Origin of the sequence: Veillonella sp., assembly GCF_032470285.1 — a bacterium.
GTDB lineage: Bacteria > Bacillota > Negativicutes > Veillonellales > Veillonellaceae > Veillonella.
In genome coordinates this window covers 56572-80931 of the sequence record NZ_JAWEKP010000006.1, presented here as the reverse complement: position 1 = coordinate 80931, position 24360 = coordinate 56572, and the positions used below count along the sequence as shown (strand labels likewise).

At 39.0% G+C, this 24360-nt stretch carries 20 protein-coding genes; all 20 read left to right on the top strand.

Annotated elements, in window-relative coordinates; translation table 11 throughout:
- Window positions 1–7 precede the first annotated feature (7 nt).
- The 20 genes from E7B10_RS08040 (at window position 8) to E7B10_RS07945 (ending at window position 24346) form a co-directional block, all read left to right on the top strand.
- Window positions 8–1468, top strand: coding sequence for a TolC family protein (locus E7B10_RS08040; protein ID WP_316055564.1), 1461 nt, complete (start codon window positions 8–10; stop codon window positions 1466–1468).
- Between the two features lie 178 nt (window positions 1469–1646).
- A complete protein-coding gene (locus E7B10_RS08035; RefSeq protein WP_279008231.1) occupies window positions 1647–5936 on the top strand; it encodes a translocation/assembly module TamB domain-containing protein in 4290 nt (1429 codons plus the stop codon).
- Between the two features lie 176 nt (window positions 5937–6112).
- Complete coding sequence (locus E7B10_RS08030; protein ID WP_287507769.1) at window positions 6113–8278, top strand: outer membrane protein assembly factor; 2166 nt, start codon at window positions 6113–6115, stop codon at window positions 8276–8278.
- A gap of 106 nt (window positions 8279–8384) precedes the next feature.
- The gene (locus E7B10_RS08025; protein ID WP_316055563.1) at window positions 8385–8873 is read left to right on the top strand and encodes an OmpH family outer membrane protein; all 489 of its coding nucleotides are present in this window, start codon (window positions 8385–8387) and stop codon (window positions 8871–8873) included.
- 29 nt (window positions 8874–8902) lie between these two features.
- Window positions 8903–9874, top strand: a complete 972-nt coding sequence (locus E7B10_RS08020; RefSeq protein WP_287507767.1) for a hypothetical protein — start codon at window positions 8903–8905, stop codon at window positions 9872–9874.
- 11 nt (window positions 9875–9885) lie between these two features.
- Window positions 9886–10413 (top strand): hypothetical protein, encoded by a 528-nt coding sequence (locus E7B10_RS08015; RefSeq protein ID WP_287507765.1) that lies wholly within the window; start codon window positions 9886–9888, stop codon window positions 10411–10413.
- A 30-nt stretch (window positions 10414–10443) separates the two neighbouring features.
- Window positions 10444–11475, top strand: a complete 1032-nt coding sequence (lpxD, locus tag E7B10_RS08010; RefSeq protein ID WP_004695469.1) for a UDP-3-O-(3-hydroxymyristoyl)glucosamine N-acyltransferase — start codon at window positions 10444–10446, stop codon at window positions 11473–11475.
- A gap of 6 nt (window positions 11476–11481) precedes the next feature.
- On the top strand, window positions 11482–12384 hold the full coding sequence (locus E7B10_RS08005; RefSeq protein WP_039965501.1) for a lysophospholipid acyltransferase family protein: 903 nt from the start codon (window positions 11482–11484) through the stop codon (window positions 12382–12384).
- Window positions 12385–12647: 263 nt separating this feature from the next.
- Window positions 12648–13487 (top strand): UDP-3-O-acyl-N-acetylglucosamine deacetylase, encoded by an 840-nt coding sequence (gene lpxC / locus E7B10_RS08000; RefSeq protein ID WP_215675945.1) that lies wholly within the window; start codon window positions 12648–12650, stop codon window positions 13485–13487.
- Window positions 13484–13909, top strand: a complete 426-nt coding sequence (gene fabZ / locus E7B10_RS07995; protein ID WP_004695477.1) for a 3-hydroxyacyl-ACP dehydratase FabZ — start codon at window positions 13484–13486, stop codon at window positions 13907–13909. The genes lpxC and fabZ overlap by 4 nt, the downstream gene beginning before the upstream one ends.
- A 20-nt stretch (window positions 13910–13929) precedes the next feature.
- Window positions 13930–14742 carry an acyl-ACP--UDP-N-acetylglucosamine O-acyltransferase gene (lpxA, locus tag E7B10_RS07990; protein WP_004698481.1) on the top strand — a complete coding sequence of 271 codons (813 nt, stop codon included), beginning with the start codon at window positions 13930–13932 and terminating at the stop codon, window positions 14740–14742.
- 329 nt (window positions 14743–15071) lie between these two features.
- Window positions 15072–15908, top strand: a complete 837-nt coding sequence (locus E7B10_RS07985) for an LpxI family protein (RefSeq protein ID WP_287507761.1) — start codon at window positions 15072–15074, stop codon at window positions 15906–15908.
- Window positions 15908–17050, top strand: coding sequence for a lipid-A-disaccharide synthase (gene lpxB, locus E7B10_RS07980; RefSeq protein WP_008715788.1), 1143 nt, complete (start codon window positions 15908–15910; stop codon window positions 17048–17050). The genes E7B10_RS07985 and lpxB overlap by 1 nt, the downstream gene beginning before the upstream one ends.
- Window positions 17043–18773, top strand: a complete 1731-nt coding sequence (locus tag E7B10_RS07975; protein WP_012864071.1) for an ABC transporter ATP-binding protein — start codon at window positions 17043–17045, stop codon at window positions 18771–18773. Before lpxB ends, E7B10_RS07975 begins: the two co-directional genes overlap by 8 nt.
- A 2-nt stretch (window positions 18774–18775) precedes the next feature.
- Entirely contained in the window at window positions 18776–20080 is a 1305-nt protein-coding gene (locus tag E7B10_RS07970; RefSeq protein WP_012864072.1) for a 3-deoxy-D-manno-octulosonic acid transferase, read from the top strand.
- Window positions 20081–20134: 54 nt separating this feature from the next.
- Entirely contained in the window at window positions 20135–21247 is a 1113-nt protein-coding gene (lpxK, locus tag E7B10_RS07965) for a tetraacyldisaccharide 4'-kinase (RefSeq protein WP_004695492.1), read from the top strand.
- Window positions 21248–21291: 44 nt separating this feature from the next.
- Window positions 21292–22023: a 3-deoxy-manno-octulosonate cytidylyltransferase gene (gene kdsB, locus E7B10_RS07960; protein ID WP_004695494.1), complete on the top strand. Its 732-nt coding sequence runs from the start codon at window positions 21292–21294 to the stop codon at window positions 22021–22023.
- Entirely contained in the window at window positions 22024–22842 is an 819-nt protein-coding gene (gene kdsA / locus E7B10_RS07955; protein WP_008715784.1) for a 3-deoxy-8-phosphooctulonate synthase, read from the top strand.
- Window positions 22843–22853: 11 nt separating this feature from the next.
- Complete coding sequence (locus E7B10_RS07950) at window positions 22854–23825, top strand: SIS domain-containing protein (RefSeq protein WP_287531421.1); 972 nt, start codon at window positions 22854–22856, stop codon at window positions 23823–23825.
- The gene (locus E7B10_RS07945) at window positions 23825–24346 is read left to right on the top strand and encodes an HAD family hydrolase (protein WP_024061567.1); all 522 of its coding nucleotides are present in this window, start codon (window positions 23825–23827) and stop codon (window positions 24344–24346) included. The genes E7B10_RS07950 and E7B10_RS07945 overlap by 1 nt, the downstream gene beginning before the upstream one ends.
- Window positions 24347–24360: the final 14 nt, after the last annotated feature.

The window sequence follows — 24360 nt, the reverse complement described above, 5'->3', positions numbered from 1 at the left end:
ACATATTATGAATAAAAAGGTTCTTTCCTTAGGTGTAATGCTTTCTTTAGTTACTACTGGTGCATTCGCTGCTGATGTAGTAACTACATCCGTTAACAACGGAGACCAATTAAGCAAATATCAAAAAGAAGCTATTCAATTAACACAAAAGCAATTAGCAGAAAAATCTGTTTTAGACAGTAAAACCTATGAACGTACATTAGCTTTAAACGAAGCCCGTACGGTTGATTTAGCATTAGCTAATAATCGTACAGCTAAGCAAACTAAATGGGGTTATGAAGCTGCTAAATCTGCAGTAAGCCAAGTAGCAGCTGGTAAGAATCCAAGTGTTAGTTATGGTTGGAGTGCTCAAAAAACGGGCGGTGACACAGGTAGTGGCAAATCTGGTAGTCATAACTTCTCCATTAGTGCGCCTGTATTTAATCCACAACTCGATGCAAGCATTGATTCTGCACGTTATACTCGTGAAGGTACTGGTGCTAGCTATGAAGAGGCTTTACAACAAGCAAAATATGATGCTCTTAACGGTTATTATACATTGATTATGAGCCGTAATATGGTAGATGTAGCACAACAAGCTGTTAAAGATTATCAAGGTCATGTAACCAATGTAGAGGCACAGTATAATGTTGGTTTAGTGGCGAGCTCCGATGTATTGGCAGCTAAAACAAATCTTGATGATTCTCAAACATCTCTTGTAAAAGCGCAAAATGCTGCAAATTTAGCAGAGGCGAACTTAAATCAAGTTATTGCATACCCTGCACAAACAGCTATTACTACAGCAGAGCATGATTTACAATATAAACCATATAATGTAACCTTGGAGCAAGCGAAAGCATATGCTATGCTTCATCGTTCCGCTCTTGTTAAATCAGCTCTTGATGTAAAATCTGCGGAAGAAGCTGTAAAATCTGCTAAGGCGGGTTATTTGCCTACGGTTGCTGTAAAAGCTGGTCGTGGCTATGGTGATCCAGATGGTTACTTTGGTACAAGTACAAAGTCCTGGAGTGTTGGTGCTAGTGCTACTTGGAACTTATGGGATGGTGGTGGAACACAAAATGCTATTAAAAAAGCAAATGCACAACTTGAACAAGCAAAAGAAGCTAACTTGGCAACTGTTGATGCTGTATTGTTAGCTGTACAAAAAGCATACTTGAATTTACGAGCTGCTGAACAAACAATCCAAAGTACACAAACTGCAGTCGCACAAGGTCAAGAAAGTTTCCGTATTGCTACGCTTCGTTACCGTGCAGGTGTTGGTACGAACCTTGATGTACTTGATGCAGAAACTAAGTTGACAACAGCTCGTAATAACTATGTAGAAGCTCTTTACAATTACAATATTAGCATTGCGGCTCTTGAACAATTAACAGGCGTTCCATTGTCTACACCTGTAGGTCAAGGTGCTGAAGTTATCGCTAATAGTGGTGCTGTTGAACAATTGTCAAAACTAGGCGGCAATCAATAATATGATCTTTAAAAAGACGACTTCGGTCGTCTTTTTTCTTGTAATGGACATTATAGACAATGAGTGTTCTTGATAGGTTTTATAAAATTCACTCTGAAAATACTATAGTTATTACTGTGTCTGTGGTAAGATTAGTATATATATTTATATTATTCATAATGTGTATGGGAGTATCATTATGACCCGTAAAAAGTGGCTCCTTATCGGTGCAGCGATTTTAGGTTTGTCTGGTATTGTTGGTGCCAGCATTAATCCTATGGCTCAAACTTACATTGCACCTATGGTTAAAGAACAAGTAAATAATGTCATAAACGGTTCTATAGACTATGATTCTCTCCGAATTAATTGGAATGGTGATGTTGTTCTAACAGATGTGATTATCAAAGATAGAGATGGACATTTAGTTGGAACTGCTCAAGAGGTAGCTGTAGGAGTTAAATTATCTTCTTTACCGAAGATTATTGGTGGCAACACATCAGGGGCTACGGCTATTTCTAGTGTAATCGTCGAGGCGCCAGATTTTCATATATGGCAACTAGCTGATGGGTCGTGGAGTATAACTAAATTAGTAAAACCATCCGATCCAAATAAGTCGGGTACTTTTGATGGCGCTGTGACTATTAATGATGGTCGCGTAGCGCTACGTACTAAAGATGGAATAAAGAGGAATGTAGAAAATCTTGATGGGACCATGGCGCTTGATATGAGTGGCATGTCTAAAGGTGCCTTTACTGCTGATGTAGATGGTTCCGCAATTACCTTGAATGGCAAAATTGATATGAACAATGTATCTAATTTTGATCTCTTTGTACAAGCTGATGAAATTGATACTGCTGGTATTATGAGTTTTGTTCCACTTCGTAAGGATCTATCTGTAACGAGTGGTAAGTTACAAGATTTACATTTAAATCTTAAAAGTGAAGATGGCAAATACATTATGAGTGGTAATGTAGGCTTTAAAGGTTTAACAGGCACTTATAAACGGGGTAATACAATTTATAATATTACCGATGGCACGGGTCGCATTATGCTTAATAATGATCAAATCGTTATTAGTCGTAGTTCTTGGAGGGTAAATGATCAAGTAACAAAGATCAATGGCTTAGTTACACTAGGCAAAGATGAAGAGTATTTAAATCTTAATGTTGTGGCCGATAAAGTAGATTTAGAGGCGATAACAGACGTCGGTGTTTCTGGTATTGTAGGTGGGCGTGCACATATTGGTGGTACGACAGTAGCTCCTCGTGTAGATGCAACGATTGCTAGTGATGGTATTTCTTATAATGGTTACTATATTGATCGTTTACAAGGTGATATTGTATATGATAACGGTTTAGTTCGTACGGATGATGTGCGCCTATCAGTAGGCGAAGGTAGTGCAAAGGTTAAGGGCCAATATGTGGTTGATACAGGGGATTTTGATACTACTATAAAGATTCAAAATTTACCTTTAGGCACTTTCACAAAAGATATGACCTCACCGGTTACAGGTAATATCGATGGTGAGATGCGTATCTTAGGAAAAAATAATCAAGTTACAGATGTTGTAGGCGCTGTTGAAGGTCGCCAAATAGGCATTCGCGGTGTTGTAGTTGATACTGCAAAAGCTAACTTTACGCACGCTGATAATAGTACAAATATGACCGTTGTAGGCACTATAGGAGATGGGGCGCTAAGCGGATATGGCTATATCCAAAATGGTAATATAGATGCCACTATTTCCGGTAATGCATTGCCATTGACCGCACTAAGTCCTATTATTGGTCAAGATGTTGATGGCACCTTGAATACCTCTTTTGCGATACAAGGTACATTGGATAATCCAAATGTAATGGGCACTGTATGGGGTCAAGAGGTACATTATAAAGGGGCTCGATTCAATAATATCCATGGAGATATTAAGCTAGATAACCATATTCTCACTATCACCAATGGACATATTGGTGATGGCGATGGGGGCTATGATGTTAATGGTTGGTATAATCTTAATACAGATGTGTTAGATCTAAATGCCAAGGCTCGGGCTGCTCGTATTGAAAATGTGATTCGTACTGTTACAGATGTTCCTATTACAGGTTGGTTTGAAACAGACAATCATATTACAGGGACGGCTGCAAATCCGATTATAGAAGGTCGTGCTCATTTGTGGGATGGTTCTGCTTATGGCAAACTCGTGACCAATGCGTTTGCAAAATATAACTATCAGAATGATACATTAGAGCTTTATAGATTTGATATTGAAGGTTATGGTGCAACTATCACAGGTGGCGGTACAGTATCTAAAGAAGCAATTAATATTGATTTTGAAGGCAAAAAAATTGATATGGGCAGATTGCTCATTAATACGGATTACAAAGTTGATGGTTTGCTATCTGGTCGAGGACAAATTACTGGATCTGTGGATAACCCTCAATTTAATGGCTATATTTCATCCGATGCCTTATCAGTTAATGGGGAATTATTGAACGATATTCATGGTCGTGTTTATGCAGATAAATCGGTTGTAAATGTGCAAGATTTCACCTTTGCTGAAGCCGATGGTGGTCGCTACACTGCTAAAGGTGGTATGAAGTTTGATGATAGTAGACAACTATTTGGTGTATTAGATGTTACTAATGGTAGCGTAAAGAATTTGCTAACCTTGCTAGACCGGTCCAATGAACACATTGATGGCAAATTAAATGGTTCTGTTGAAATCGGAGGTACACGCGACAATCCAAGCGTTAATGTAACAGGCAAGATTAATGATGTAAGTATTGATGAAAAGATTGTTGGTGATGCAACTATCGATGCAAGTCTTGCTAATCGTAAATTCAAAGTTACAACTTTGAAACTGCCTGTTGATGAAGGTCTCATTGCAATAGGCGGTACGATGGATCTTGATGGTCAAGCGGACTTACAGGTTGCATTAAAGGATGTTGATATAGTACCGTTCTTGCCACTTATGGGTAAGGATATTCAAGCTACTGGTTGGGTGACTGGCGTTGTAAATATCACTGGGGAAACTAAGAATCCTAAAGTAGAATTATCCGGTGCTGTAGAGTCGGGGTCCTTTAATGGTGTTGGTATTGATGAAGGTTTTGTATTGGCTACAATGCAAGATCAAGTTATTCAGATTCAACGAATTCAAGGTGCCAAAAGTGGGTATAAGCTAAGTGTCTATGGTAAGATTCCATTAGCGGCAATCTTTACGTCTGGGTATATTCCAGCAAATGATAGCAAATCTATGGATGTAACTATTGATTTTAACGAAGCAGATATGGCTGTTATTCCTCTTCTTACAACTAGTGTTAAGGAGGCAACAGGTCCGTTAAAAGGCACGGTTCACATTACAGGCACTATTGATCAGCCTGAAGCATATGGTACTGTATCGGTACGTAATGGTACGATGAAATTGGCAAGTGTAGAAAATCAAATTACTGGTATTGATGGTGACTTAATTTTCTCTGGTCAACAAGGTGATTTCCAATCCCGTATTAATATGGGCAAAGGCTCAGCTGGTTTGGCTGCTAAAGTAAATTGGTCTGGACATACTCTTACTAATTACAAGGCGGCAGTTCAGCTAGAAGACTTAGAGGTTCGCAGTGAATATGTAAGAGGACCTTTGAATGGTGAACTTTATATTGCTGACCGAGATGGATTGCCGACCCTTATTGGTACTTTAAATCTTGAAAAGATTCAATTCAAAATTCCTCTTTCCTTACAATCTAGTGAAAGTACCAAAGATATGGGGGTGGATGTTACTGTTCATGCGGGTAAAGGTGTACGTTTATATGATCGCACCTTATACAACATGTTTATCAGTGGCGATGTTCATTTTGGTGGATCCTTACAAAATCCAACTGCTAGTGGTCAATTCGATGTTAGAAATGGCACGTTTAAGTATTTGAGCCATGTATTTAATATTACAAAAGGGAATGCTCATTTCGTAGGTGGCTCTTATTTACCAAACTTACAATTAGAGGCTGAAACAAATGTAAGTAATTACACTATTATGCTTGGCGTAAAAGGGACAGTGGATCATATGGACTTATCATTGTCCTCTAATCCTACATTGTCTAGAAAGCAAATCATTTCCATGTTGACCTTCGGCCGCGGTGCAGATTCAAATAGTAGTACTTTGACAAATGAAGATGTGAATGCTGTGGCTACAGCAGGGCTTCAAATGTTTGCTTTTGGCTATGTACAAGATGCATTACAAAATACACTTGGGTTAGACCGCATCAATATTACAACAGGGTCAATTGATCCCGATGAGCCAACTAATAGGGATACGGCAAGTAATTATAATATTGAAATCGGTAAATATGTATTACCGAGAGTCATGTTGACTTATTCTCAAGGTATTAATAACAAACAAAATAAATATGGTATAGAATATTCTGTTAAACGAAACCTTAAGTTCACGGGATGGCATACATCAAAAGGGAACAATTATATAGGTGGTCGTTGGACACGTAGCTTTTAAGAGTATGACTAGAATGTGTAAACCCCTTAGGTATGCACATTCTAGTCATATTAATTTCATAAAATTTGTTTAATATAGTACTCATTCCAAGCAATTTATGCTATAATGATAAAGATTTATTAGTCTTTATAAATAAGATGTAAACTCTTTATGGGGATGAGTTCTAGGAGGAATTTATGTTTAAACCAAAAGCTTATAAAAGTATGCTTGCAGCGTCCGTGTTGACCGCTGTCATGGGGACAGGCAGTGTATTTGCTGCTGAGGTACAAGCTGGCTATACTCCAGATTTAAATAGCACAACGACGACTAATGCTGCTACAACAAATGATGCAGCTACTACACAAGCTGTTTATAATGCTGATGCAACTACTACAACTATACAAGATGAAACTGATGCAGCTATCTTAGCTGCTCGTGGTGATACGACTATATCTAGTGACGGCACTGTAGTAAAAGGTTCTGATGGAACTGTTACAGTCAATAATGCTGCTTTAAAAACTGATGATAAACAAGTAAAAATGGTATCTAAAACTACTGGTGGTACTGATCTTGATAAGGCTGCTGAAAATGGCCAAACTCAAGCTGTTACAACAGTAGAAGCACAATATGTTACATCTGCTAGTGCAGAATCTGTTAATCCTTACGTAGGTAAATTGATTACCGGTTTATCTATATCTGGCGTTACAGCTGAACAGCAAGCAAATTTGTTGCCAATTTTAACTGAAAAAGTTGGCGATGCCGTATCTGTTGATGGCGTATTTAAAGATGTAACTAATCTTGGTAATACTGGTTACTTCTCCGAAGTAAATCCTGTATTCACTTCCGTGCCTGAAGGCGTAAAATTGGACTTTGCCGTAACAGTAAATCCAGTTACTACTGGCGTTTCCTTTGAAGGTAATACTGTATATTCCTCCGAAGTATTGACTAAGTTCATGGACATTCAACCAGGTCAAGTTCTTAACTCTGTATCCGTAGGGCAAAAAGTTCAAGGCATTAATGCTGCATATGCTCGCGATGGCTATATGTTAGCACATGTTGATGGTGTCCGTGTAGATGACCAAGGCGTACTTCATATACACATTGTTGAAGGTATCGTAGAAGATATCATTCCAGCAGGTAACAAGAAAACCCGCAATAAAGTTATTACTCGTGAATTTGTTCAAAAGAAAGGAAAACCTTTTAATAAATTCTTGGTACGTCGTTCTGTAGAACGCGTATATAACTTAGGTTTCTTTGATGACGTAAACGTTCGTATGTTGCCAGGTGAACAAGATCCAAATAATGTAATTATTGAAATCGATGTATTGGAACATAAGACTGGTACCATCACATTAGGTGCTGGTTACTCTAAATCTGATGGGTTGATGGGTATTGTTGAATTCGGTGAAGATAACTTCCGTGGTACTGGCGATAAATTTAAAGTTCACTGGGAAATCGGTGGTAAGAAAAAATATAAGAACTACCAAATCTCCTACTTGAAACCTTGGATCGATAGCAAAGGTACATCCCTTGGCTTCTCCTTCTTCAACCGCGAAGATGAATACACAGATTACAATGAAGATGGTAATGAAGTAGCAGAATACAATAAGAAATCTCGTGGTTTCAATATTTCCTTCGGTCGTCAAACTGGGGAATATACTCGTGATTACTTGACATTAGAATCCCGTAAAGATTCTTATAAATGGGATGATGATAGCTCTGGTTTCCGTTATGATAAAAATGCGGGTAAAGGTACAAACTGGGATAATGGTTCCTATAACTTCGCATCTGACAACTATGTAAAAAATAACTTCGGTCGCATTAACTCTGTAACATGGCAAAAAGTATACGATTCTCGCGATAATATCTATGAACCAACTCGTGGTCGTCGTATTTCCTATACTACACAATGGGCTGGTCATGGTTTGGGCGGTGACTTCGACTTCTACAAATTCACAGCTGAAACTCGTATGTACAAGAAATTGGGTGCTAAAAATGTATTGGCATTCCGTGCACGTGCTGGTTTCATCCAAGGTGATGCTCCTTATAGCCAATTGTTCACATTGGGCGGAGCTGATTCCTTACGTGGTTATGAAGATGATCAATTCCGTGGTAAGAAGATGTACAATGCTACATTGGAATTCCGTTTCCCAATTGTTAAGAAAGTTAGCGGTGTGTTATTCGGTGATATTGGTGATGCATGGGATGCACCAAATGTTACATGGTATAACAGCAAAAAATCCTTTAACTATGGCGTTGGTGCTGGTGTTCGTATTACAACTCCAATTGGTCCTGTTAAACTTGACTATGGCGTGGGTAAACACAAAAATAAATTCCACTTCAGCTTCGGTACACAATTCTAATATAGTAAATGTATATGGTGAAAGCCTCTTTTTAAAGAGGCTTTCACCAATATCTCTATATGGCATCCTTTGATGCAGTGATTTAAAGAAATGAGGGCACTCTATTATGATGCGAATGATGAACAACAAGGCGAATGTAAAGATTTTTTCCATCGTCATTGCTGCAATTTTTATTGTTGGTATTGGTGCGTTAGCTTATACGCAAATGGCTTCGCCTAGTAGTAATAGTGGGACTAGTACTATTGGGGTTATCGATACATCTCGTATGTTGTCTCAAGATAATCCAATTTATATCTCTGCAGCTCAAGAGTATATGAGCTATCAAAGCCAATTACAACAAGAAACGCAAGCTAAAATTGATGCAGCACAAGATGATGCTACTAAACAAAAAATTGCTGAAGAAGCTCGTCAAAACCTAGCTAAAAAAGATCAAGAAATTGCTAAATCCGTTCAAGATAAAGCTATGGAGGCTGCAAAAGCGGTTGGTGATGCTAAGGGTCTTAGCGTTGTTATGACTAAAGACACTGTACTATACGGTGGTGTTGATATTACAGATCAAGTATTGAAAAAACTAGCTACTAATGCAAAAAAATAAACTGTAGTTCTATGTAAGGGAGAACGACAATGAACGGGAAACAACGATATATAGGACTAGTCATATTTCTCGTTGCTGCAATAAGTGCTATGGTTTGGGCCTATGGTTTTGTAACAAATCGCCAACAGGGTCCTGATGGTATGTCAATAGGTGTTGTACGCATTGATGATGTACTAGAGTTTAATCCATCCTATGAGGATTATAAACAAGCCAAAAATGAACTGGAACTTTTACAACGTCAATATGAACTTGAACAACAAGCCTTAAATGCCAAGTCAGAGACACAAGATAAACAGTTGAAAACGCTTGCACTGGATTCAACCTTGTCAGATGCTCTTACGGTCGAATTGCAAACTCGTATTGCAACAAAAGAGAATGAACTAAATCAGCAATTAAATGCAAAACGCAATGAATTGACTCAAAAGTATTTAGCTGAGTTAAAGGTTAGTACTAATGAATATGATCTGGAAATCGTAAACCTTCAACTAGACTTATATGCCTATGATGCACGTGTATATATAGATGATGCACAAAGAGCAGCGGCTATGGCTGAAAAAGCTAAAAAAGAAGAAAGATTAAAGGACTTATTAGCTAAGAGAAAACCATCGGATTTCGATGTAGATTCAATTAAAGCAAAGGTACAGGCTGAGCTTGCTCCAATGCAACAAAAAGGGCAGGAAGAGCTCAATCAATACGCTGCATCCCTACAGAAGGAATTAGCTGAGAAACGAGACTCCATGGTACAACAACAAGCACAATCCATCATTGCTAATAATAACCTGCCTGTGGCGCAAGAGTGGAATGATACATGGGCAAAAAAGCTTTCAGATAAAGAAGCTGAGGTGAGTGCACTTCATGAGGCTATTTTAGAAGATGTTCGTATGCGCGTAGCAATTATTGCTGAGGAACAACATTTGGATTTAGTCATCATCGATGATGGTGGTAATATTAAAGGGCTTGATATTACTGATGCAGTGAAGGCGTCCTATCGAGTTCAATAAGGAGTTATATTATGAATAAACGTATTAAATCTTTAGTATTAGGTGCATCTTTAGTAGCTTCTATGGCTATCTTAGGTGGTTGTGGTTCTAATAATGTTGGTTATGTTGATAGCGTGAAAGTGGCAAACAGTACTGAAAAAGGTATTGAAATTACTAAAGAAATCAATGCTAAAAAAGCGGAATTAGATGCTAAAATTGCTGCTGCCGATGAAGCATCTAAACAAAATGTATTTAATCAAGCGAATCAAGAATTAAATGCCTTTGCGAATGCAAAAGCGCAAGAATATCGTCAATATCAAGAACAAAAAATCAATGAACTTGTGAAAGAGAAAAAACTTGATGTTATTATTGAGAAAGGCGCTGTTGTTGGCGGTGGCTCTGATGTAACTGAGGATTTGATTACAAAAATGGGTAAAGCTTCTGACGACCAAATCAAAGAAGTTGAAAATGCAGCTAAAGCCCAAGAGCAACAAGATGCTCAGCAAAATGCACAACAAGCAGATCAAGCTGCAACAAGTACAACTGAAGCTGCACAATAATTGAAGATTACCACGGGGGAGGAGTTTGCCTTGGAAAAAACTTTACAGGAACTCGCAAATTTAGTAGGCGGTCAACTTATAGGGGATGAGTCTATTGTCATTACTGAGACACGTAGCTTTGAACAAGCGGTAAAACAATCCATAACTTTTGCAATTGGTGAATATGTTGAACATATTGCGTTATGCCAAGCGGGTGCTGTTATCGTTGAATCAGAAGTAAAAAATGCACCGATGGCGCAAATCGTAGTTGATAATGCAAAATCTGCATTTGCCCAAGTGCTAGAAGTATTCCATCCACCTGTTGTAGTTCCCCGTGAAGTGCATAGTACTGCTATTATTGGCAAGAATGTTACACTTGGTAAAAATGTAGCTATTGGTGCCTATTGTGTTATTAATGATAATGCTGTTATCGGTGATAATGTAACGATTCGACCTTATGTATATATTGGTCATAATGTACGAATTGGGGAAGATTCTGACATCTATGCGGGTGCTATCGTACATGAGAACTGTATTTTGGGTAAACGCGTTGTATTGCGTGCTAAAGCAGTTATCGGTGGTGAAGGTTTTGGTTTTGCCACAGAAAATGGTATTCATACGCATATTCCTCAAGTAGGCAATGTTATTCTTGAAGATGATGTAGAAATTGGCTCTTGCACTACTATCGACAATGCTACAATGGGATCTACCTTGGTACGCCGCGGTACCAAAATTGACAATCTTGTTCACCTTGGCCACAATGTTGAGATTGGAGAAGATTGTTTCTTAATCGCACAGGTTGGGATTGCAGGTAGTACAAAATGTGGTAACCATGTAATCTTTGCAGGACAAACAGGCTGTACAGGTCATATTACAATTGGAGATAATGTACAATTTGCAGGTAAAACAGGAATTACTGGCAATGTGCCTTCTAATTCTGTTATGGCTGGGTATCCAATGAGACCTCATAAAGAGTGGTTGAAATTGGCTGCTTACGAGAATCGTTTGCCAGAAATGGTGAAAACTGTAAAACAATTACAAAAAGAAATTGACGCTTTGAAAGCACAGCTTAAGGAGAGCTAATAATCCATGTATAGGTTTATGAAAATCTTTAGTGCCTTTATTTGCTTATTACCTAAAGGTTTGCAATATGCTATTGGTACATTGCTTGGTGAAATTGTGTGGTTAGTGGTGCCACCTAAACGCAAGCGCCTGGCGATAGGCCAAATTTTATTCTGTAATATTACAGATGATCCTAAAGAAGCTCGACGTATTGCGAAAGCTAGTACTACACGCTTTGGCCGTATGATTATTGATGTATTGCGCTATCCTGAAATTAAAGATGGCGCATACAAAGATATGGTGGAGTTTATTAATCGAGAGTACTTAGATGATGCCTTAGAAAATGGTCGAGGTGCAATTTTAGCTGCTGTTCATAGTGGTAACTGGGAACTTTTAGGTGGCGTTCTTGCTTCTGAAGGATATCCGCTGATTTCTGTGGCTATGAAACAGAATGGTGATGCCGATAAGTTTATCAATGAATATCGTCGGATTATGCATCAACATGTGACCTATAAAACAGGTGTTCGTGAAATGATTAATGAACTAAAAAAAGGTGCATTTTTAGGCCTTATTATGGATCAGGACCCTGGTGATGATGGCGTTCTTGCACCCTTCTTTGGCTATGAAACATTGACGGCTGCTGGGCCAGCTGTACTGGCTCGTATGCAAGATGTGCCTATTATTTTTGTAACCATACATTATAGTCCGTTTTCTGAGAAACATGAGATTGAAGCACATCCACCAATTTATGTGGAACGTACAGATGATAAAAAGCGTGATATAGCGGTAACAACAACTCGTCTAAATGAGTTTATTGAAGATTATATTCGGCGATATCCTGAAGATTGGTTCTGGCTTCATAACCGTTGGAAATGGACTCGTCGTTTTTATGGTGAACAAATAGATACACCACCTGATGTTTTTCAATAGTTAATAATTTTAAAGAGATTTTGTTTATGCGATTGTGGAATCTTCAAGATGAAACTGATTCCTACTAGCATGGATGAAATCTCTTTTTATTTTATAACTTATAACTTAGTGTTTAAAAATAGTCTATTAAAATTTTAAAGACTAAGAATAGTCTTTCCAATTAGCGTAATATATGGTAAATTTCTTGTAACGCCTATGCAAATAGGGTATAATACATATTGGTGTATAGTAAACGTGAATTCGGATTATGAAAGGACATTCTTATGAGTAAGCCACAACAAACAATAAAAAAGGCTGTTTCATATCAAGGGATTGGCCTTCATAGCGGTGAACCAGTATATATGGTTTTTAAGCCTGCACCTGAAGATACAGGAATTGTGTTTGTCCGCACGGACATTGAAGGGCATCCTTCTGTGCGAGCACACATTGATAATGTGACGAACACTATGCGCGCTACCACGCTGGAAAATGGTGAAGCAAAGGTATTTACTGTTGAACATGTGATGGCAGCGTTCAGTGCTATGAATATTGATAACTGTTATATTGAAATGGATTCTCCAGAACCTCCTGTAGGTGATGGTAGTAGTGCTATTTTTGTCAATCTTATTGAAGAGGCTGGCATTGAAGAACAAATAGCATCGCGTCATATATACAAAGTGACTCGATCTCATGCTGTTTATGATGGGGATCGTTTTATTGTGATTTTGCCATATGATGGCTATCGCATGACTTTTACATCAATTAACAGCCATCCGTTACTTGGTACGCAACAATGTGATTTTGAAGTATCGCCTGAGTATTTCAAAGCACACATTGGACCGGCTAGGACTATCGGATTTATGAAGGAATTGGAACAATTACAGGCCATGGGGCTTGCAAAAGGCGGTAGCCTAGATAATGCATTAGTCTATGATGATGAGAAATGTCTATCTATACCACGCTTTGAGGATGAATTAGTTCGCCATAAAGCATTAGATGTTATAGGGGATTTATTCTTGTTAGGACCGATTGAAGGCCATGTAATTGCTTTGAAATCGAGTCATGAATTAAATTCAAGATTGGCTCGCAGTATAATGGAAGAAATAAGGGAGACACAGCCATGATTCTTAATCACGAAGATATTTTAGAAATTTTACCTCATCGTTACCCAATGCTTTTGGTTGATCGCATTGTTGAGTTAGAACCTATGAAACGTGCTGTGGGTATTAAAAATGCTACATTCAACGAATTGTTCTTCCAAGGTCACTTTCCAGGGAACCCAGTTATGCCAGGTGTATTATTGACTGAAGCTATTGCTCAAGTCGGTGGTATTGCATTATTATACCCTGAGGAAAATCGTGGTCTTACTCCTATGTTTACAGGTATTGATAAAGTGCGTTTCCGCCATCCTGTAAAACCTGGCGATCAAGTTCGCATGGAGGTAGATATTGTTAAAATTAAAGGTAAAATGGGCAAGGTTGAAGGCCGTGCCTATGTTGGCGACAAATTGTGCGCTAGCGGTGAATACATGTTTGCCCTTGTATAATAGAATGAGGAGTGATTGTAGTGATAGTTGTAGGCATGGAAAATGCGAAATCCAACATCCATAGTACAGCCATAGTCCATCCAAATGCTAAATTGGGCAAAGATGTAATCGTAGGTCCTGGCGCTGTTATCGGCGAACATGTCGAGATTGGCGATGGCACACAAATCGGTGCACATGTTGTAATTGGTGGTTGGACAACCATTGGTAAGCGTTGTGAAATTTATCCTAACGCATCTATTGGGTTGGAACCGCAAGATTTAAAATTTAAAGGCGAAAAAAGCTATTGTAATATTGGCGATGAAACGGTTATTCGTGAATTCGTAACTATTAGCCGCGCTACTGGTGAAGGTGAAGAAACACGTGTAGGCAATAATTGTTTACTTCAAGCCTGTACACATGTGGCTCATAACTGTATCGTTGGTAATAATGTAATAATGAGTAATTGTGCTGGTCTTGCAGGGCACGCTATCGTTGAAGATCGCGTTGTTATTGGTGGCCTTGCAGGTATTCATCAATTTGTTAAAATCGGTCGTAATGCAATGGTTGGCGGGATGGCTAAGGTGGTACAAGATATCCCACCTTACGTAATTGCTGATGGTCAACCGGCACGTGTTATCGGTCTAAACTCTGTAGGCCTATCTCGTGCAGGGATTTCCGAAGATGTACGACGTGATTTGAAACAGGCATTCCGTATTATTTATCGTTCTGGATTCAGCTTATCTAAGGCGATTGAAGAAATGGAATTACAATTGGATTCTTCCGTAGAAATTGAAAATTTATTACGCTTCCTACGCAATGCGGATAGGGGAATTATGCGTACTCGTCGCGACTAATTATGAGGACCTCGTACAATGTACGAGGTCTTTTTGTGTGCATTATTACTAGTTGAGTTTTATATCAATGATAATTTACATTATATTTTTATATTTATAGAAAAGTTTTGATAGATATAATCGTAGATTTTTTAGTGCTTAAAAGGAATAAGGGAATTATAATAAAATGATGAAGAAAAGGGCATAAACCATGGCTTTTTAATGGTAAAAAGTAGCTATTTATAGTACAATATATTGTATATGATTATGTCTATTTTTAGGCCTTTTCATAGGGAACTTGAAATTACTAATTGATATATAGGCCGTGAGGCCATCTAGGAGGTATAGTCTTGGCAAAGGTAGGATTAATTGCGGGCATAGGTGTTTTGCCTGTAGAATTCATGCGTGCCGCTCATGTATTGGGCCACGAGGTGGTTGTTATCGGTGTGGTACCTGATATAGACCCGGCTCTAAAGGCTGAGGCTGATGCTTTCTACGATATTGGTGTTGCTAAACTAGGTAAAATCTTCAAAACCTTGAAAAAAGAAGAGGTTGAAGAGTTAACCATGCTTGGGAAAGTTACTAAAGAGATTCTTTTTAAAGGTCTTACGTTTCCTGATTTAAAAACATTAGGTGTTTTAAAGCGTCTTAAAAATCGTAAAGATGATACGATTATGCTTGCCATCGTTGATGAAATCGAACGAGAAGGCTTTAAAGTATTAGATCAAACAGCATACTTGAAACCATTTATGCCAAAGGTAGGAGTGCTTTCAAAAGCACAACCTACAGATGAGCAATGGGCTGACATTTGTTTTGGTTTTGAACTAGCTAAACAAATGGGGGCCCTTGATATTGGTCAAACCGTTGTTGTTAAACATAAGGCGGTCATGGCAATTGAAGCCATTGAAGGGACTGACAAGTGTATCTTGAGAGGTGGAGAACTGGGGCGCGGAGATGCGATTGTTGTTAAAACAGAAAAACCAAATCAAGATGTACGCTTTGATGTGCCGGCAGTAGGTATAAAAACGCTCATGTCTATGATTGATAGTGGTTGTAAGGTACTAGCTGTAGAAGCGGAAAAGACTATTTTCGTACAACAACAAGATGTGCTTGATATGGCAGATCGTCATGGTATTGTTATCTGTGCTGTTGACCAAGAATTTGTAAATTCCAGAAAGGATGCATAATGAAAGTCATGTTTTCCGCCGGTGAAGCTTCCGGCGATACTCATGCGGCAAGTGTAGCCAATGCATTGAGAGAAATAGATCCTTCTGTAGAAATGTTTGGTATGGGTGGCACCTTGATGGAGCGTGCTGGTGTTCGTATCGTGTATGATATTAAGAATCTTGGTGTCATTGGTATTGTAGAGATTGTGAAATCATTGCCAAAATTCTTTAAGTTGCGCACGTATTTGAAACGCGTCATGATGAAGGAGAAACCAGATATTCTCGTTTGTGTAGATTACCCAGGTTTTAATATGAAATTAGCTGCGGTGGCTCATGAACTGGGGATTCCTGTTTTGTATTATATTGCTCCAACGATTTGGGCATGGCATAGTAGTCGAGGTAATACAATCCGTAAGTATGTAACTAAGGTAGCATCTATCTTTCCATTTGAAGCTGAAGCATATCGCAAGTATAAATGTAATGTAGATTTTGTAGGGCATCCTTTACTCGACATCGTACATCCTACGATGACTAAGGATGTGGCCGAAGCATACTTTGGGGCTCGCAAAGAGGCTAAAAAGATATTGCTCATGCCTGGCAGTCGTAAACAAGAGGTTTTATCCTTACTTGATACGATGTTAAAAAGTGGTGAGCAATTGATGGCGAAGCATGAAGATATTCAATTCTTCTTGCCTCGAGCACATACAATTGATCGAAGTGAGCTAGAAGAGTTTATCGATGTTCATAAGGTGCCTGTTACGATTACGGAAGACCATACATATGACTTGATGCAGATTTGTGATGTGTGCCTTGCTGCATCAGGAACGGCTACATTAGAAACGGCGATGATGGAATTGCCAACGGTATTATTGTATCGTGTATCTCCAATTACGTATGGTATTGGTAAGATGGTTGTGAATGTAACACATGTGGGCTTGCCTAATATTGTAGCGGGTAAAGAAGTCATTCCCGAATTATTACAAGATGCTGTCACTCCAGACGCAATTGTGTCTTTGGTAGAACCATTGCTCAGCGATGTAGACAAAAATGAAGCTATGCGCAGTGAATTGCGCGAAGTACGTCATAAATTAGGTGAGCCGGGTGCAGTAAAACGGGTAGCACATCTTGTATATAATCTCGGTAAGGAGAAATGTAATGAATAGTTATTCTAGGCTCTTATACTTTGTAAAGCCTTATTATAAGCGAATGCTTTTTGCAGTATTCTGCATGATTGTCGCTGCTGCTGCCTATTTGGTAGTACCTTGGCTAATTAAGAATGTAGTAGACCAAGTATTAGATGAAAAGAATATGTTTATGTTGAACCTTATTGTAGGTGCTATTATACTCATTTTCCTAATTCGTGGCTTTGCTACCTATGGTCAAACTTATAACATGTCCTACATCGGACAGCGCGTGATTATCGATGTACGTGAGGCTATTTTTAATCATCTACAAAAATTAAGCTTATCCTATTTCGATCGTCGTAAGACGGGCGTTATCATGAGTAATCTTACAAATGACGTAGCTGCATTGCAAACGGCCGTGGTAGATAATTTGATTTCTTTTATCACTGAATCTGTAACACTTATCGGTTCCTTGGTGTCCATGCTTCTCATTGACTGGAAATTGACGTTAGTTACTTTTATTACGGTTCCCGTAGTTTTAGTGATTATCAATGTTTTTGGTAAGAAGCTTCGCGTGGCAGGGCATGATGTCCAAGGGCGTGTAGCTGATATTACGGCACTTTTACAAGAGGTAATTAGTGCAGTTCGCGTTGTAAAATCCTTTGCTCGTGAAGATTTTGAGCGTAAGCGCTTTGAAGATGAAAATGATCGCAATTTTAAAGCAGTTATCAAAGCTACTAAATTGACTAGCTTGTTAAGCCCAATGGTTGAGTTTTCTGCGGCAATCGCTGTAGCGGTCATCCTTTGGTACGGCGGTTACTCCGTAGTAACAGGTGCTATTACTGCAGGTTCTTTGATTGCTTTCTTGATTTATGCTATTAACTTGTCAAATCCCGTAAAACGTTTGAGTCAAGTATATGGTAATATTCAAAAGGCGTTGGCTGCTGCTGATCGTGTATTTGAAATTTTAGATACTAAAACAGATGTTGTGGAGAAACCTGATGCTATTACATTGCCTGCTATTACCGGCAATGTGGAGTTTAATGATGTTTCTTTCTCCTATGATGGAGAAAAGGCTGCCTTAGAAAATTTTACCTTGTCAGTTAAGGCTGGCGAAAGTGTAGCCCTTGTTGGTCCATCTGGTGCAGGTAAGACAACTCTCGCTAACCTACTACCTCGTTTCTATGATGTAACAGGTGGCTCTATTACAATAGATGGTTATAACGTGAAAGATGTTACTTTTAAATCTTTGCGTGAACAAATTGGTCTTGTACCACAGGAAACCGTATTGTTCAATGCTACAATTAAAGAGAATATCTTGTATGGTCGTTTAGATGCTACTGATGAAGACGTGTATGAAGCGGCTAAAGCGGCTAATGTACTTGAGTTCGTTGAGAAAATGCCTGATGGTCTCGATACGATTGTAGGTGAACGAGGCAGTTCGCTATCTGGTGGACAACGTCAACGCGTTGCTATCGCACGTGCTATTTTAAAAGATCCTCGAATTCTAATTTTAGATGAAGCCACATCTGCTTTAGATACTGAGAGCGAAAAGCTTGTACAAGAGGCGTTAGATCGTCTCATGAAAGGGCGTACGGCATTTGTCATTGCCCATCGATTGAGCACCGTTCAAAATGCTCATCAAATTGTTGTACTTAATCAAGGTCGCTTGGTAGAGCAGGGGACTCACCAAGAGCTATTAGCTGTTGACGGCGGATTGTACAATCATCTTTATTCCGTTCAATTCTCCAATAAAGGATAACCATGTACTGGATATATAACGTATTGCTCATATTTTATTGGATAGGCTTGATTCCGGTTATTTTATACCGACTTGCCTTTGAAGATGGCTTTTATGAGCGTATCAAACAAAGTGCAGGCTATATGCCCGCTTCGCTATTAAAGAAAATTGAAGGGCGTCGTGCTATTTGGATTCACGCCGCTTCCGTAGGGGAAATTGTGGCTACCAGTCCATTGGTAAAAGAGGTTAAAAAGGAATTTCCTGAAGCTGTTGTGGTTGTGTCAGTAGTTACTGCTACTGGTCATGCTATGGCTCATCGTATCATTCCTGAAGCAGAAGGAATTATATTCTTTCCCCTTGATTTGCCGTATTTAACTCGTAAAATTTTACATATTATTAAGCCGATTACTATTTTACTCGTAGAAACTGAAATTTGGCCAAACTTCTTGCGTATCGCCGAATCGGAAAACATTCCAGTTATGATGGTTAATGGACGCATTTCAGATCGCAGTATGAAACGTTATAAGTATATCAGTGCTTTTACGCGTGAAATGTTACGCTCTATTGAGCGTTTCTGCATGCAGTCCAAATTTGATGCGGCGTATATTGAAAGTTTAGGTGCTCATACACCTGATATTACCGTAACAGGTAATATGAAATACGATCAAACATATGCCACCGTATCATATGAAGAAAAACAAGCTCTTCTCGATGAATTTGGCTTTGGAAATAATCATCCTATCATTATTGCAGGTAGTACTCACAAAGGTGAAGAAGAGGCTATTTTTGAAACCTTCAAGCAAGTATTGAAAGAGTATCCACAAGCTCGTTTATTGATTGCGCCTCGTGAAATTTATCGCGGTCATGATGTGCAAAATATTGCAAAGCGTTATGAATTGAGTGCTATTTGTCGTAGCGATATGAAGGAGCCTGTTCATGAAGGTATTCCCGTTGTCGTTTTAGATACCATTGGTGAACTTGGCCGACTGTATAGCTTAGGCGATATTATCTTTGTTGGTGGTTCCCTTGTTAAAACTGGAGGCCATAATATTTTGGAACCAGCTGCACATGGTAAGCCAATTTTGGTTGGGCCTCATATGTTTAACTTTAAAGAAATTTTCGCCTTATTAAACTCTCGAAATGCTTGTGAGCAAGTGAAGAATGGAAAAGAGTTAACCGCTATGGTCTTGCGTTTATGTAAGGATAGAGACTTGGCTAAAAAGATGGGGCAAAACTGCCTGGATATCATTAAAGAAAATCGTGGTGCTACGCGGCGTAATACACAAGAGTTACGTTTGCTATTTGAGAAACATCAAATTATTCCGTAGTAAGACTAAATTTGTAGATTAGTTTACTGTATTACATAATAGGAGGCGTCACCTATGAGTGGGGAAGCATTATTCAAATCCATCGTTAGTGGTGAAGATCAATCCGTATTAGGTGATATAGCTCGCTCCAGTTTAGGCCTTTTGAGTAAAGGTTATGAGAAAGCTGTATCAATACGCAATGCTCGATTTGATGAGGGTAAAGGCGTTACGAAAGTTACAGTGCCTGTAATCAGCGTTGGCAACATTACGGCTGGTGGTACTGGAAAAACACCGATGGTGCGATTTATTTGTGATGTGCTTACTCAGAAGGGCCTTCATCCTACTGTTCTTAGTCGTGGATACCGTGCAGAAGATAATAACAAAAATATTATTATTTCTAAAGATGGAACAATGCTTGTAGAGCCATCTATCAGTGGTGATGAGGCTTGGTTACTGGCTAAGGTTTTACAAAAATCTAATGTAATCATTGGACGTGAACGTTCCAAATCTGCAGAAATCGCTATTAATGAGCTAGGTGCCGATTGTCTTATTATGGATGATGGCTTTCAACATCGTGCACTAGCAAGAGATATTGATATTGTACTAATCGATGCATCCAATCCGTTTGGCTATGAACATGTATTGCCACGGGGACTATTACGTGAACCCCTTAGTGGTTTACAGCGTGCGGATATTATCGTTCTTACTAAGGTTGATCAAGTAGCACCAGGTATTGTATCCGGCATTCGAAAGCGATTAACTCAGATGATTCCCAATATACCTGTCTATGAAACAACACATAAGCCGCAATTTATGTACACCTTAGATGAGTGGGCTAATGGTTCTGTTGGGGCTTCTGTAGATGCTTACAAGGAACAACGCATTATGGCTGTGAGTGGAATTGGAAACCCTCAATCCTTTACACAAACGTTAACTGATGTAGGGTATAACGTTGTTCATACCTTGCCATTTGGAGATCATCATGACTTTTCAAATGATGATGTAGTTGAGATTTGGAAACAAGCATTTGCTCATCAAGCTGATGCTATTTGCATTACAGAAAAGGATGCAGTTAAGTTAAGTCAGTTGCATGCAATTGAAGACTTGAAAATACCGATTCTGGTGCTATCTATAGGGATTGAATTTGTTTCTGGAAAACAAGAATTCATAGAAAATTTAGAGATTTAGTGTATAATAATAAGATACACGAATAACAGAAATGGGGTTTTATCGTGAAGTTTGGATGTGTTATTCCTGCGCGTTATGGTTCTACAAGATTACCGGGCAAACCATTAGCTGATATTGCAGGTAAACCTATGATTGAACGGGTTTATGCAAGGGTATCACAAGCTACAAAGACAGTATGTACAATTGTAGCCACTGATGATAACCGCGTATATTCTGCAGTACAACAGTTTGGGGGAACTGTTATGATGACAGATCCTAATCATCCTACAGGGACGGATCGATTAGCAGAGGTTGCGAGTCATTATACAGACTTGGATGTTGTTATCAATGTCCAAGGTGATGAACCGATGATTGATCCAAATCTTATTGATGACTTGGCACGTCTATTTGAGGAAGATCCAAACTTGCAGATGGCCACAGTAGCTACTCCTTTATTAGAGGAAGAGTACGAGGAGCCATCAGCGGTAAAGGTCATTTTAAATAATCGTAATGATGCGATGTATTTTTCTAGATCTTTAATCCCATATCCTCGCCATGATTTTGTGCGTCCGCCACTAAAACATATTGGCATCTATGCATATCGTAGAGAGTTTTTATTAAACTACGCTAAGATGGAGCCAACTCCGGCGGAGCAAACAGAATCTCTAGAACAATTACGTGCTCTAGAGAACGGTTATACAATTCGTGTTATTTTGACAAATAAACGATTTATCGGTGTTGATACACCTGAAGACTTAGCTCGTGTTAATGCAATTTACGAGCAAGAGGAGAAATAAATGAAAACAGTTCAAATTAAAGATATTACTGTGGGTGGCGGCAAGGGTTTATTTGTCCTTGCAGGTCCATGTGTTATTGAGGACTATGACCGCACATTAGCTATCGGTAAACGAGCAAAAGAGATATGCGAACGTTTAGGTGTTCCCTATATCTTTAAAGCTTCCTTTGATAAAGCTAATCGCTCTAGCTTTAGTTCCTTCCGTGGACCAGGTCTTGAGGAAGGGTTAAAAATGCTTGCTTCTATTAAGAAGGAACTCAATGTGCCCGTTGTCAGTGACATTCACTCTATCGAGCAAATTGAACCTGCAGCTGAAGTATTAGATATTCTACAAATTCCAGCTTTTTTATGCCGTCAAACTGATCTTGTTTACGGCGCTGCTAAAACTGGTAAATGTGTAAATGTTAAAAAAGGTCAATTCATGGCTCCTAAGGACATGGAAAATGTTCTTAATAAAATGAAAGAAACAGGTAATGAAAATCTTATGCTTACCGAACGTGGTTTTAGCTTTGGTTATAATAATCTCGTAGTTGACATGAGATCGTTTCCAATTATGCGTTCTTTCGACTATCCAGTAATCTTTGATGCTACTCATAGCGTTCAATTACCAGGTGGTGCAGGGACTAAATCTAGTGGTAACCGTGAATTTGTACCAAATTTGGCACGTGCGGCTGTGGCTAGTGGTGTAGATGGGCTATTCTTTGAAGTGCACGATAATCCTGAGGAAGCATTGTCTGATGGTCCTAATATGTTGTATTTAGATCAATTCGAAGATGTGCTTCGTGATTTAGTAGCTATTGATAAAATCGTAAAAGGTTAGGGGCGGTATTTGTGACTATTTTAGAACAAGCGGCACAGGTGCTTCATGAGGAAGCTCGTGCTATTGAAGAGTTAAGTTCTCGTTTGGATCACAATTTTGTAAATGCTGTAAATATGATTTTGGCTTGTAAGGGCCGTGTAGTATGTACAGGAATGGGAAAATCTGGTCATATTGGTCGTAAAATTGCGGCTACCTTGGCTAGTACAGGGACACCGGCACTTTTTATGCATCCTGGTGAAGGCGTGCATGGTGATCTTGGTATGATTACTGAAGATGATGTAGTGTTAGCCTTTTCTAATAGTGGTGAAACAGGAGAAATCATTAGTATTTTGCCGTCTCTGCGCCGCATAGGGGCTAAATTAATCTGTGTTGTAGGGAAACCAGAGTCTACATTAGCAAAAAATTCTGATATTGTATTGTTGGCAGAGGTAGAACGAGAAGCTTGCCCATTAGGTTTAGCACCTACTACAAGTACTACTGTTGCCCTAGCACTAGGTGATGCGTTAGCAGTATGTTTATTGGAACGCCATCATTTTACTCCAGAAAACTTTGCTGTATTCCATCCAGGTGGTTCCTTAGGCCGCAAATTATTGTTGACTGTAGAAAATATCATGCATGGTGGCGAGGATAATCCAACAGTATTTAGAGGGGCTACCGTTCGTGATGCACTCTTTGTAATGACAGAAAAAGGGTTAGGTGCTACAAATGTTATTGATGAAGAAGGACATTTGTTAGGTCTAGTGACTGATGGTGATGTGCGTCGTGGACTTGATTCTGGCAGCAATTTTTTAGAATGGCCCGTAGAGGATATGATGACGTCTATGCCGCGTACGATTACAAAGGATAAATTGGCCGCAGAAGCGCTTCATTTGATGGAGAAAAATCAACCTCGCCCTATCACCGTATTACCTGTGGTTGATACTAATAATGTATGTCTTGGCATTGTTCACATTACGGATTTATTGCGTAGAGGCATTGTATAATGAATATTCAATGGATTGTTCTCGATGTTGATGGAGTTTTATCAGATGGCACTCTAATTTATACATCGACTGGAGAAGAGCTCAAAGCCTTTTCTGTAAAAGATGGTTTAGGCTTGACTGCGGCTCGTAAATCAGGGATAAAGTTAGCAATTATTACGGCTCGTGTATCTCCTATGGTAGAGCGCCGTGCAAAGGAGTTGCATTTTGATGAACTTCTTATGGGGCATGCTAATAAAACTGAAGCATTAAGAGCTCTTTGTAAAAAACATCAAATCGACTTAGCTTCGGTTGCTTACATGGGTGATGATCTTAATGATTTAGGAGCTCTTCAACTCGTAGGTTTGCCGATGGCACCAAATAATGCGGTATTAGAGGTTAAATCAATAGCTAAATTTATTTCTACCGTCAATGGTGGACATGGTGCTGTTAGAGAGGCTGTAGAATATATCCTGAAGAATCAAGGTTTATGGGATTCTGTTGTTGCAGATTATGCGCGAGAGGCCCATGCTCATGGACAATAAAGGAGGTGGGCAGA

What these genes read in the sequence shown, in the direction of transcription:
- E7B10_RS08040 (WP_316055564.1), top strand. Translation starts at nt 8, where the DNA reads ATGAATAAAAAGGTTCTTTCCTTAGGTGTAATGCTTTCTTTAGTTACT.
- E7B10_RS08035 (WP_279008231.1), top strand. Translation starts at nt 1,647, where the DNA reads ATGACCCGTAAAAAGTGGCTCCTTATCGGTGCAGCGATTTTAGGTTTG.
- E7B10_RS08030 (WP_287507769.1), top strand. Translation starts at nt 6,113, where the DNA reads ATGTTTAAACCAAAAGCTTATAAAAGTATGCTTGCAGCGTCCGTGTTG.
- E7B10_RS08025 (WP_316055563.1), top strand. Translation starts at nt 8,385, where the DNA reads ATGATGCGAATGATGAACAACAAGGCGAATGTAAAGATTTTTTCCATC.
- E7B10_RS08020 (WP_287507767.1), top strand. Translation starts at nt 8,903, where the DNA reads ATGAACGGGAAACAACGATATATAGGACTAGTCATATTTCTCGTTGCT.
- E7B10_RS08015 (WP_287507765.1), top strand. Translation starts at nt 9,886, where the DNA reads ATGAATAAACGTATTAAATCTTTAGTATTAGGTGCATCTTTAGTAGCT.
- E7B10_RS08005 (WP_039965501.1), top strand. Translation starts at nt 11,482, where the DNA reads ATGTATAGGTTTATGAAAATCTTTAGTGCCTTTATTTGCTTATTACCT.
- lpxC (WP_215675945.1), top strand. Translation starts at nt 12,648, where the DNA reads ATGAGTAAGCCACAACAAACAATAAAAAAGGCTGTTTCATATCAAGGG.
- fabZ (WP_004695477.1), top strand. Translation starts at nt 13,484, where the DNA reads ATGATTCTTAATCACGAAGATATTTTAGAAATTTTACCTCATCGTTAC.
- lpxB (WP_008715788.1), top strand. Translation starts at nt 15,908, where the DNA reads ATGAAAGTCATGTTTTCCGCCGGTGAAGCTTCCGGCGATACTCATGCG.
- E7B10_RS07975 (WP_012864071.1), top strand. Translation starts at nt 17,043, where the DNA reads ATGAATAGTTATTCTAGGCTCTTATACTTTGTAAAGCCTTATTATAAG.
- E7B10_RS07970 (WP_012864072.1), top strand. Translation starts at nt 18,776, where the DNA reads ATGTACTGGATATATAACGTATTGCTCATATTTTATTGGATAGGCTTG.
- lpxK (WP_004695492.1), top strand. Translation starts at nt 20,135, where the DNA reads ATGAGTGGGGAAGCATTATTCAAATCCATCGTTAGTGGTGAAGATCAA.
- kdsA (WP_008715784.1), top strand. Translation starts at nt 22,024, where the DNA reads ATGAAAACAGTTCAAATTAAAGATATTACTGTGGGTGGCGGCAAGGGT.
- E7B10_RS07945 (WP_024061567.1), top strand. Translation starts at nt 23,825, where the DNA reads ATGAATATTCAATGGATTGTTCTCGATGTTGATGGAGTTTTATCAGAT.